General features: G+C 43.9%; 8 protein-coding genes. 4 read left to right on the top strand and 4 right to left on the bottom strand.

The genetic code is table 11. The features are described from left to right. Position 1: 1 nt before the first annotated feature. Positions 2-2,224 carry a bifunctional diguanylate cyclase/phosphodiesterase gene (locus G511_RS22985; protein ID WP_051222069.1) on the top strand — a complete coding sequence of 741 codons (2,223 nt, stop codon included), beginning with the start codon at positions 2-4 and terminating at the stop codon, positions 2,222-2,224. A 40-nt stretch (positions 2,225-2,264) separates the two neighbouring features. On the opposite strand, the gene G511_RS0114075 is transcribed toward G511_RS22985, so the two are convergent. Next, positions 2,265-2,999 carry a lytic transglycosylase domain-containing protein gene (locus tag G511_RS0114075; RefSeq protein WP_245574048.1) on the bottom strand — a complete coding sequence of 245 codons (735 nt, stop codon included), beginning with the start codon at positions 2,997-2,999 and terminating at the stop codon, positions 2,265-2,267. Between the two features lie 121 nt (positions 3,000-3,120). After that, positions 3,121-3,573 carry an Lrp/AsnC family transcriptional regulator gene (locus tag G511_RS0114070; RefSeq protein WP_028470191.1) on the bottom strand — a complete coding sequence of 151 codons (453 nt, stop codon included), beginning with the start codon at positions 3,571-3,573 and terminating at the stop codon, positions 3,121-3,123. 159 nt (positions 3,574-3,732) lie between these two features. Here G511_RS0114070 and G511_RS0114065 point away from each other — a divergent pair, with 159 nt between their 5' ends. Both G511_RS0114065 and G511_RS0114060 read left to right on the top strand, forming a co-directional pair. Then, on the top strand, positions 3,733-7,278 hold the full coding sequence (locus G511_RS0114065; RefSeq protein ID WP_028470190.1) for an indolepyruvate ferredoxin oxidoreductase family protein: 3,546 nt from the start codon (positions 3,733-3,735) through the stop codon (positions 7,276-7,278). A 2-nt stretch (positions 7,279-7,280) separates the two neighbouring features. After that, positions 7,281-8,477: an amino acid aminotransferase gene (locus G511_RS0114060; RefSeq protein ID WP_028470189.1), complete on the top strand. Its 1,197-nt coding sequence runs from the start codon at positions 7,281-7,283 to the stop codon at positions 8,475-8,477. A gap of 86 nt (positions 8,478-8,563) precedes the next feature. Here G511_RS0114060 and gbdR read toward each other — a convergent pair whose 3' ends face one another. Continuing rightward, on the bottom strand, positions 8,564-9,688 hold the full coding sequence (gene gbdR / locus G511_RS0114055) for a choline metabolism transcriptional regulator GbdR (protein ID WP_028470188.1): 1,125 nt from the start codon (positions 9,686-9,688) through the stop codon (positions 8,564-8,566). Between the two features lie 500 nt (positions 9,689-10,188). On the opposite strand from gbdR, the gene fdhA reads away from it, so the two are divergent. Then, positions 10,189-11,388 (top strand): formaldehyde dehydrogenase, glutathione-independent, encoded by a 1,200-nt coding sequence (gene fdhA / locus G511_RS0114050; RefSeq protein WP_028470187.1) that lies wholly within the window; start codon positions 10,189-10,191, stop codon positions 11,386-11,388. Positions 11,389-11,574: 186 nt separating this feature from the next. On the opposite strand, the gene G511_RS0114045 is transcribed toward fdhA, so the two are convergent. Further along, positions 11,575-12,297, bottom strand: coding sequence for a 3'-5' exonuclease (locus G511_RS0114045; RefSeq protein ID WP_028470186.1), 723 nt, complete (start codon positions 12,295-12,297; stop codon positions 11,575-11,577). Positions 12,298-12,299: the final 2 nt, after the last annotated feature.

The raw sequence follows: 12,299 nt of genomic DNA, 5'->3' as shown, positions 1-12,299 counted from the left end.
TATGCGGACTCCGGAAAATAACGATCTGATAGCATTTGCTAATGAAGCAGTTTCAGCTGATTCTACTTCAAGACACGATCATTGGCGTATTCTCATTGTGGATGACGAACCCGAAGTTCATGACGCAACGCGCTTTGCGCTGAAAGATCTACTAATTCTAGGCAAACCGCTTGATATCACCAGCGCATATACAGCTGAAGAAGCTAGAGCATGCTTAGAACAGAACGAGAAATTCGCCTGTATTTTGCTCGATGTTGTCATGGAAACCCCAGATGCAGGGCTACTACTGGTCGGGTTTATTCGAAATACTCTTAAAGAAGATACAACACGTATTATTCTTAGAACTGGGCAACCAGGTTACGCACCTGAAATTGCCGTTATTGAAAAATATGACATTAATGATTACAAATCTAAAGATGAATTAACCCGCAATCACCTAATTACAGCGCTTACCTCCTCTATTCGCTCCTTTCAACAAATAAAGACCATTAAAGCCAATAAAACAGGTCTTGCAATGATCATTGATGGAGCACCTAACCTTTTTCGTGAAAGAGCTGTTGGTTCATTTGCAAAAGGAGTATTGCTACAGCTGTGCAGTTTATTGCAGATAGAAAACAATGGCTTTTTATGTTGTCATGAAGATACCGACACGCACACCATTAAAGTCCTTGCTGCTTTCGGGAGCTACTCGTTATTACACGGGGAAACGATCAATGCATATGAGCATACTGAATTAAATAAAGAAATAATGCATGTACTCAACACTAAACAACACCTGTTTAGTGACCATCATGTCATGCTGTATATGCAGTCTCCCCACTCAGATACACTCATAGTACGTGTTGAAACCACACGCTTACTGACTGAAATAGACTTACATCTACTCGAATTATTTTCTGTGAGTATTTCCGTTGGCTTTGATAACGCCCGTCTTTTTGAAAAAATGGAAGAGTTAGCTTATATAGACACACTAACAAAATTACCTAACAGGACGGGTCTAATTTTCCAGCTAGAAAAACAGATTCAGACGCAGTCTAGTTTCACTTTGCTGCTCGCTGATATAGATACGTTTCAGACTGTCAACGATGGATTAGGTTACCAAATTGGCGACCTAACACTCACTGCAATGGCTCAACACTTAAAAACGTTATTTGGGCCGACGTGTTTATTAGGTAGAATATCAGCTGATACCTTTTGTATAGATATACCCTCCACTGATAAAAAACTCATAGCTGAGAAACTAGAAGAGTTAGAAGCCTCTCTTGAGCATAGCTTCTCTATCCAAGGTTACGAAATCCCTTTAAGTCTTACCATTGGCATAGCAACCTTCCCACAACATGGAAAAAATGCAGCCACTCTATTACAAAATGCCAGTATTGCACTTAAATATGCTAAAAAGAAACACCGTGCGGGATACTCAGAGTTTGGGCATGAATTTGAACAGGAGCTCCAACAACGCTTACATATGGCTGCCGAACTTAGACATTGCGTAGAACGTAATGAACTGCATCTAATGTATCAGGCACAAATTTGCCTTAAAACAAAGAAAATACTTGGTGCAGAAGCGCTCGTTCGCTGGACGCACCAAGGAATTACCATTCCTCCTAATGACTTTATTTCAACAGCAGAGTCTTCAGGTTATATCGTAAAGATGGGCTACTGGATTCTTGAAGAAGCCTGCCGACAACAAGTACAGTGGAAAACAGAATTAAACTATGAAAGTGCTATTGCCGTGAATGTTTCTATAAGGCAGCTAAAAGACCCGCAATTCTTAAACCGTACTGATCAAATTTTAGCAAAGACTGGTATCAATCCAAACTCATTAGAACTCGAAATTACCGAATCGATGATGATGGAAGATAGCAACGCATTACACGCTGTGCTTAACGACATCAGAAAGCGTGGTATTCAAGTAGCATTAGACGATTTCGGTACTGGCTATTCATCTCTTAGTTACCTTCAACAGCTACCAATCGATCGCCTTAAAATTGATCAATCATTTATTAGTAAAATAACTCAAAGTAGCCAAGATAGTGCCATAACTGCACTCATGATTAGTATCGGAGAGTTGCTTAATCTTAAAGTTATTGCAGAAGGTGTTGAAACCTACGAGCAGCAAGAAGAGCTGATAAAACTTGGCTGCTGCGAAGCCCAAGGGTATTTATACTCAAAACCTGTATCAAAAACTGAATTTAAAGAACTGCTGGTTTTGATGAACAAATAGCTACCAACTCTACTGTTTGCTCATCTCAGGTATTAATAACTCACGGAATGGCGCGCTGGTAACGCTTATGCAAAATACCGACGCGCTTAACATACGCTTGTGTTTCGGCGTAAGGTGGAATGCCACTGTATTTTCTAACCGCTCCAGGTCCTGCATTGTAAGCTGCCGTAGCACGAGAAACATCTCCTTGGTACATAGCAAGCAATACCCCTAAGTACTTAACTCCTCCTTGGATATTCTGCGCTGCATCCAAAGCGTTACTTACACCTAATTCCTTAGCGGTAGCAGGCATCAATTGCATTAGCCCCTGCGCTCCCTGGCTTGAGACCGCCAGAGAATTAAAAAAGGACTCTGCATGCATAACCGCACGTACTAGTGCAGGATCAACCGCATATTTTTTTGCACTTTGACTAACATCAACAGTATACGAAGTAAGGTTCAATGGCGTGTTGTGCCAATTAACACTAGAACTTGGATTACAGGCAAAGCATGCAAACTTGAGCGTCGCAAACTGCGTTCCCTTTTTAGGCTTTTTATCCGAAAATGTCAGAACTCCGTTCGACTCACGGTACTTGTATATAGATTCATAAGTATTCTTTTTACGAGAGCGACTTTTACTTATGCTCCCCGTACTTCTCGACTGCCCGCTAGAGATATTAGTATATTCAATAACACCATCAGCACGCACAATTTTACGAATGCCCTCCACCGCCACTGCATGAACGGGAAGCATTAAGCATGTCATTAACACTGCGCTAGTCATCTGCTTATTCAATCAATGATCCCTGAAATATACCGATCGCTAAAAAACTATCTAGATTAAATATAGTCACAAATAATTGATTCAGCGACCTAACAACAATAGAAAAGTCATATCAATCACTAATACCCCTAGCTCACACCTTTAGCGCAGTTTCACACTTGATTTCACGCAATGCAAAGTTTGAATTCACTTGCGATATGCCTTCTAATGGGAATACTTTATCGTTTAAAAATTGATCGTATGCTTTGATATCCGAAACCATAACACGCAATACAAAATCCGCATTGCCAGCAACCGCATAGCACTGCAGTACTTCTTCACAAACCGTCATCGCCTCTTCAAACGCTTTTGTATGAATAACTGAGTGGCGTAACAGTGACACCATCACCAACACACATAACCCTTGTTGCACTATGTCAGCATCTACCAGCGCCGCATACTTACGAATAGCTTTTGATTCTTCTAATGCCTTGACCCGGCGCCAACAGGCAGCAGCAGACAAACCGACCTCGCCTGCTAGATGCTGATTACTGATTCGTCCGTCCTGCTGAAGAACCCTCAAAATATGCCTATCAAAAGAATCCATATAATAAAACTCACAAAATAAGAAATAATCAATCTACTTTAACAATAAAATAGAAAGAATATTTCATATTATTGCAATTTTACAGATTAATAAGAAAGCACCTTTCTAAAAAAACCACCTAAACTGGTTAAATAATCAACAATAAAAGCAGCCATTACTATGACAAGTCCAACACCCACATCTGTCGCACCTGTATCTATAGCATCAAGTACAGATTCCAGCACAGCTACAGCAATACCTGATCAGCTAGATAACTACGCTCTTAATGACCGCTATACACGTACTCAGGGGCGAGTGTTTCTAACCGGCACTCAAGCACTCGTTCGCATTCCATTAGTACAAGCTCAGTTGGATAAAAAAAATGGTTTAAATACCGGTGGCTTTATCAGTGGCTATAGAGGCTCACCTTTAGGTGGTTACGATCAGGCGCTATGGGCTGCTAAGCCATTATTGAAACAACACAAGGTTGAGTTCATTCCTGCTATCAATGAGGATCTAGCCGCGACGCTTGTTCTAGGCACCCAACAAGTTGAAACAGACCCAGACAAAAATGTCGATGGTGTATTTTCCATTTGGTACGGAAAAGGTCCCGGTGTTGATAGAGCTGGCGATGCGCTAAAACACGGTAATACTTATGGAAGCTCCCCTCATGGTGGTGTTTTAGTCATTGCTGGTGATGATCACGGTTGTGTCTCATCTTCTATGCCACACCAGTCCGACGTTGCTTTTATGGCGTGGTTTATGCCAACTATTAACCCTGCTAGCATTGCCGAATATGAAGAGTTTGGTTTATGGGGATACGCACTATCGCGCTTTTCAGGCATGTGGGTGGGCTTTAAAGCTATCTCAGAAACCGTAGAAAGCGCTTGTAGTGTTGAGTTAAAAGCCCTCCCTACATTTAAAATCCCAGACGATTTCACGCCACCCACTCAAGGCTTACATTATCGCTGGCCTGACCTTCCTGGCCCACAGCTAGAAACACGCATTGAACACAAGCTTGCAGCCGTTCAAGCATTTGCTAGAGCCAACCCCATTGATAAAAAAATCATTACCTCTGCCAACCCTAAATTTGGCATTGTTAGTACCGGCAAAGCACATCTAGATTTAATGGAAGCGCTTGAGTTACTAAGCCTATCTGAACAAGCATTGTCTGATGTGGGCATTGAAATTTTTAAAGTCGGGCTAGTATGGCCACTCGAAAAAAATGGCATGTTGAACTTTGTTCATGGCAAGCAAGAGATCCTTGTTATCGAAGAAAAACGTGGCATTATTGAAAGCCAAATCAAAGAAGCAATGTCTGAACCTGACCACCCTGGGGAAGTATTAGTTACCGGCAAACAAGATGAAAACGGCCAGCCATTGATTCCTTACGTTGGTGAACTTAGTCCCTCTATGCTTGCCTCTTTTCTGGCAGCACGTTTACAACGTTTATTTGGATTTACCTTTGCCGATGAACTTGAGCAGATTAAAGAATCAGGCGTCACCGTAAAAGACCCCGGTGGTGTACGGCGTATGCCCTACTTCTGCTCTGGATGCCCACACAACCGTTCAACAAAAGTACCTGAAGGGAGCAAAGCACTCGCCGGTATTGGTTGTCATTTTATGGCTTCGTGGATGGGCCGCGATACAGAGTCCCTCATCCAAATGGGTGGTGAAGGTGTTAACTGGGCAAGCAAATCTCGCTTTACCGGTAATGGCCATATTTTTCAGAACCTAGGTGAGGGTACTTACTTTCACTCAGGCTCTATGGCTATTCGCCAGTCAATTGCTGCCGGCTCCAATATCACTTACAAAATTCTATTCAATGATGCTGTTGCCATGACGGGCGGACAGCCGGTCGATGGACAAATCACCGTTCCAGCCATTGCACAACAAGTTCATTCAGAAGGCGCTAAACGTGTTGTAGTACTCAGCGATGAACCCGAGAAATATAACGGCCATGAAGGTGAGTTTCCAAAATCGACCCGCTTTTTTCACCGCGATGAGCTGGATACCGTCCAGCGTGAGTTGCGCGAAATAAAAGGCGTGACTGTTCTTATTTATGACCAAACCTGTGCGGCCGAAAAGCGACGTCGTCGTAAGCGTGGCCAGTTCCCTGACCCCGCTAAACGCATCATGATTAATCACCATGTCTGTGAAAGCTGTGGCGACTGCTCTGTGCAATCAAATTGCTTATCCATCGTTCCCCGTAGCACCAAGATGGGGATTAAACGCCAGATAGACCAGTCTTCATGTAATAAAGATTTCAGCTGCGTTAATGGCTTCTGTCCAAGCTTTGTTACTATTGAAGGCGGCCTGCTGCGTAAACCCACAGGCCTCAGTGTTGATGCTGTCACCGAGCAGCTCAGCAAAATATCCGCGCCACTCATTCCACCGCTGAGTGGAACCTATGACTTACTCGTCAGTGGCGTAGGTGGTACAGGTGTTGTGACGGTAGGTGCGCTAATCACTATGGCAGCGCACCTTGAAGGCAAAGGCTCAAGCGTACTCGACTTTATGGGTTTCGCTCAAAAAGGAGGGGCCGTACTCAGTTATGTACGCCTAGCGCCTTCACCTGAGAATATTCATCAAGTGCGAACCGATCACGGCCGTGCTGATGCGCTTATCGCCTGCGACATGGTGGTAGCGTCTTCAGCCAAAGCACTGGACGTATTACGTCACAGCCATACCAAAGCGGTTGTTAACCTTGCAGAAATGGCTACGGCTGATCACGTACTTTATCGCGATGCCGATATTGAAAGTAGTAAACGTGTAAATTTACTCGCTGATGCCGTAGGTGACGCTCAGTTCTCCACATTAGATGCCAATAACTTAGCACTGCATTTATTAGGCGATACGGTTTTTTCAAATGTAATGATGCTTGGTTACGCATGGCAAAAAGGCCTTATTCCTATCTCTCAAACAGCACTCATTCGTGCAATTGAGCTCAACGCCGTGGCTGTTGAGAAGAACAAAACCGCCTTCAACTGGGGACGTTTAGCTGCCACAATGCCTGACTATGTAACTCAAGCAGCAAACCCGAAACCCAACCTAGCAGATGAAACGCTTGATCAGAAAATCGAACGTTTAAAAAACACACTGATAGGCTACCAAAACAAAGCGCTTGCGGATGAGTACTTACAATACGTAAACAGTATTCGTACACTCGACAACCAACTTTGCGACCAACAAGACACCAACAAAGAGCAGCTTACTAATATTGTCGCCACACAGCTATACCGCTTAATGGCAACCAAAGACGAATACGAAGTGGCTCGTTTATATACCGATACCGACTTCCTTAAAGAAGTAGCTGATACTTTTGAAGGCGACTATAAAATCAATTTCAACTTCGCTCCGCCCATTTTAGGTGGCAAAGTTCTCAATGGACGACCTGTTAAACGAAAATTTGGCCCTTGGGTGTTGAAATCCTTACGAATGCTCGCCAAAATGCGCGGCATACGCCACTCGATACTCGATCCGTTTCGCTTTTCTGCTGACCGAAAGCTGGACAGGCAGCTGTTAGCCAGCTACAAACAAGTGATAGCAACGCTACAAAGCGGAACTACACTGCATAATTACGATATCGCACTACGACTTGCCAACCTTCCAAAAGAGGTTCGCGGTTACGGCCCGGTTCGAGAAACAGCAGCTGAAAAAGCTGAAAAACAGTTAAATACATTGATGGCACAGTACCAACAAGCCACAGAAGGCGCAGGAGAATAGCCATGTTCGAACATCTGCAAGCGCTACCCGCAGACCCTATTTTAAACCTGATGGTGCAGCACCGTCAGGATAACAACCCACGCAAAGTAGACCTAGGCGTGGGGGTTTATAAAGACGAGCAAGGCCATACAGCTATTATGCAAGCCGTCACGGCGGCTGAAACACACTTGCTCGCAACAGAAACCACCAAAACTTACATCGGCCCTACCGGTGCTGAAGGTTTTAATTACCACATTAGCCGCTTACTGCTGGGTGATGATCATAGCGCTATAAAAGATCAGCGCATCACCGTTGCACAAACACCAGGAGGGTGTGGTGCACTACGGATGGCTGCTGAATTTACGGCAAAATGTGCGTCAGGAACAACGGTCTGGGTCAGCGACCCCACATGGGCAAATCACATTCCATTGCTAAAAGGTGCCGGATTAAACATCACTGAATACCCGTATTATGATGGCGAGACAAAAGGTATTCGGTTTGATGCTATGTGTAGTGCATTAGAAACGGCTAAAGCAGGTGATCTTGTCCTACTACACGGCTGCTGCCATAACCCAAGCGGGGCTGACCTTTCCACAGCACAGTGGGATACGATTGCAGAACTACTGATTCGCAAAAACTTGATTCCTTTTGTAGATATTGCATATCAGGGTTTAGGTGACGGCTTAGCTGAAGATGCTTATGGTGTTCGCTTATTGGCAGATAAAGCACCTGAAATGTTGATCGCTAGTTCATGCTCAAAAAACTTTGGCCTGTACCGCGAACGCACCGGCTCAGTTATGGTTATTGCACCTAACCAGAAACAAGCAGCTATTACAGCGAGTAACCTCTTCAGCATTATCCGTGGTCACTACTCAATGCCACCAGCACATGGCGCTGCTATTGTCGAAACCATATTAGGCAATGCAGAACTGACAAAAAGCTGGGACGACGAACTAACACTTATGCGCAACCGTATTCTACAACTTCGCCACCAGCTGGCAAACGAAATTGCAGCAACAGGATGCACACAGGACTTTAGCTTTATACCGCAACAGAAAGGCATGTTTTCTTTCTTGGGTATTAACAAACAGCAAGTGGCTCGATTACGTGATGAGTACTCGATCTATATGGTGGACTCAAGCCGTATCAATATCGCAGGGCTTTCGGCGCACAACCTAAGCTATGTGGCACAGTCGTTAAGCAGTGTATTAAAAGACTAAAAGCTTTTAATGAAACAAATAAGCATCAACCACTTTACAGGTCGATGCTTATTTAACTGCGAGGCTAAAAGTTAGTTAACCAATTGTTAAATAGCAACCGAACCGTAACTCGGCTCTGTTTGCGCATGCAATAGAGCCGTTGCTGATCTGATTCCTGCTGCAATAGTGATCTCTTGATCTATTAGAGGCTCACGTAACACGTTAGAGCGTGCCGTATCTGACCAGATACCTTTACGCTCGTCACGTGGAGAAATACCTATATGCTTGCGATAGCAGCGGCTAAAGTGCGGCGTGGACACAAATCCACACGCGGCTGAAATCTCAACAATAGACAAGCTAGATTGCTTCAGTAATTGCCTTGCACGATCTAAACGCAGTTTCAAATAGTAACGGGAAGGCGAGCAGTCCAGATGTTTTAAAAACATTCTTTCTAGCTGGCGGCGAGATACCGACACAAAGCTGGCTAGCTCATCCAACTCAATGGGCTCTTCAAGATTAGCTTCCATCAATTCTATAATATCAACTAACTTCGGCATCGGCTGGCCATTGGTATGCAGCTGGCGTAATGACACGCGCTGCTGATCAAACTCACCACGTACTCGATCGCAGATAAACATATCCGATACGGCACTGGATAACTTACCACCATACTGAAGCGCAATATAATTCAAAAACATATCCATAGGCGTCGTGCCCCCAGATGATGTCATGCGGTTTCTATCTATACTGTACAAGCGGTTATTGCAGCGCACTTTAGGGTAATGCTCTTGCAAAGAAGCCAAACATTCCCAATGAATGCTGCTCTCATGGTCATCTAACAAGCCGGCATGCGCTAGTGCATAAGCGCCTGTACAGATACCACCTAATGTATAGTTCTTGCGGCCCAACATACGCAACCAACTTACCTGCTTGTGCGTAAAACTGCGGGTTATATCAACACCACCCGCTACAATCACAATATCTAATGCGGGAGCATTTTGTATAGAAAAATCAGGTGTGAACGAGAGTCCATCACTGGCTTTAACCAAACAGCCATCTTCTGAAATTAATTGCCAACTAAAAAGCTCTTCACCCGACAATTGATTAGCCATCCTTAGCGTCTCTATCGCCGACGATAAAGCAATCATAGTAAAGTTATCTAGCAGTAAGAAGCCAACACGAGTTAGTTTTTTGTTTTTGAGCGCAGGGCTAAGCGTATCAATTGAAGTCATTGTAGAGTCCTCACCAAACTCCTCTGTTTTTCACAGTAAGAGGTGGATACTTATTTATAATTATTATCTAAGAACTATTAGTTCAAATTTCGGTTTCATTGTCAGTTCATACCTTCCAGAACGTCAATTTTTTAAGCTTGAATGGCATTAATGGCAGCTAAAATTCAACTGTTGTAACCCTGCTATTTTCGCACAAAATTTATCGTGGAATTATCACCAATAATATCCCTCAAATAAAATCAAACACATCAAAAAACGACGATTAAACAGCAAATCCTACTCAAAAACGACACATGAATATTTATTACCTGATAAATATCAAATGTTGCTGTATGCCAGCAATCTTTTTGCTTAGCCCCCAGCAGCATAAAAGTATTATAAATTTCTAAAATGTCTGAAATAGACACGTATCTGGTCGTTACAGTCATGTCGTAAAACGCCGCTCAGCATAGAGTGGTTTTTAAAATAGATCCAACCATAAAAATAACAGGAGTGTATACATGACTAGTCACTTTGATAACCGTGGGGTTGTTTATAAAGGCCCCGGCGAAGTTGCCGTTGAATCGATCGCATTTCCAGAACTCTCCATTGGTAAAAGAAAGTGCAACCACGGTGTTATTTTACGTGTGTTAACAACCAATATCTGTGGTTCTGACCAACACATGGTGCGCGGAAGAACAACGGCAGAAGCCGGTTTAGTATTAGGCCATGAGATTACCGGACAAATAATTGAATGCGGCTCAGATGTCGAATTCCTTCATCCTGGTGACGTTGTATCAGTTCCCTTCAATATCGCTTGCGGGCGTTGTCGTAACTGTAAAGAAGGCAACACAGGTATTTGTCTTAACGTTAACCCTGCGCGCCCAGGTGCTGCGTATGGTTATGTCGATATGGGTGGTTGGGTTGGAGGCCAGGCAGAATACGTCATGGTGCCTTACGCTGACTTTAACTTACTTAAGTTCCCAGACCCTGAACAAGCAATGGAAAAGATTAAAGACTTAACATTACTGTCTGACATCTTCCCAACTGGATTTCACGGCTGTGTTACTGCCGGTGTTGGTCCAGGTTCAACCGTATACATCGCCGGTGCTGGCCCTGTAGGCCTAGCTGCGGCAGCTGCCGCACATTTATTAGGTGCTGCATGCGTTATTGTTGGAGACATGGTGACAGACCGTCTCAAGCAAGCAGAAAGCTTTGGCTGCGAAACGATCGACCTTCGCGAAGATGGCGATATGGCCGATAAGCTAGAAGTTATTCTGGGTGAGCGTGAAGTTGATGCCTTTGTAGACTGCGTTGGCTTTGAAGCGCATGCATGTGGCTGCAACCACGGCCAAGAAGCTCCGGCAACAGTGTTGAACTCAGCGATGCAGATTACCCGCGCAGGCGGACAAATCGGTATTCCGGGTCTATATGTAACTGAAGACCCTGGTGCTATGGATGATGCAGCAAAAGTAGGTGCTCTTAGCATGCGCTTTGGTTTAGGCTGGGCTAAGTCCCACTCATTCCATACTGGCCAATGTCCAGTCATGAAATACCACCGCCCATTAATGCAGGCGATTCTTTTTGATAAAGTGAAAATTGCTGACGCAGTTAATGTTCAAATGATCTCTTTGGATCAAGCGCCTGAAGGCTATGCTGACTTTGATGGTGGTGCGGCGAAGAAATACGTTATTGATCCACATAATAGCGTTAAATCTTAACGTTACAGCCTCTAGTATTACAACAAGGCTAGGACGTTAGTAGCGCTATAAATTATAGCGCTACTAACACAGCACGAAAAACGTATCATTGTTAAGCTGCCATTATTGATTAAATGTTCTGCTTACAATAGGTGCGTTTTTTGTGCTCAAAGAGAAAATCAGAAACTGTAGATACAGTTGAATAGCTTAAAGCCATAGATCTGAAATAGGGGTATCAGGAGAGTAACGGTGAGCTATTTGTGCTTGCAACAGCTCCGCCGTAGCAATCGCATCAGTGAGTGCTTCATGCTGTCTATAGAAAGGCAGGCTATAACGCGTACGACTATCAGAAAGACGAATTGACGCTCGTTTACGGCCAATCAAGCGTAAGCACAGCGCCGTAAAACCATTACGATATACACGTGCTTCCAAATCCATGGTATCCACTACCGGAAAATAGACGCCTTCACCCAAGCGCTTTATTAGCACTTCATTAAGAAACTCCCGCTCCATATAACGATAATGAACAACCACTACTCGTCCGGCCAGCGCTTTTAATAAAGGCTCAAGGACACCCATTAAATCTGGCGCATTATCGATATCAGAATGCGTGATCCCATGAATCACCACCGATTCCTCCGCTAGGTGCTGACGAGGGTTTAATATCCACTGCTTTGCTTCTTTGCAGTAGATACGCTGCAGTGTAAAAGGTACCAATCCAATACTGACAATGTCGTCTTTTTTTGCATTTAAACCAGTAGTTTCAAAATCCAGCGCAACAAAAGATACCTCTTTCAATGGCGTCTCTTTAGAAAAACTGCCGCTTTCATAGAATGTACGTAAGCGTGAATCACGTGCAGCAGCGGCTTGTTCGCTCATTCTAAGCGACCAATCAATGCTGTCTTGATGTTTATTGTTAAAGCCCGACATTC

The sequence above is a fragment of the Neptunomonas japonica DSM 18939 genome (genome assembly GCF_000422765.1).
In the GTDB taxonomy this organism is placed as follows: domain Bacteria; phylum Pseudomonadota; class Gammaproteobacteria; order Pseudomonadales; family Balneatricaceae; genus Neptunomonas; species Neptunomonas japonica.
Note: the sequence above shows the minus strand (reverse complement) of the source record. Positions and strands in the feature narration are given on the sequence as shown.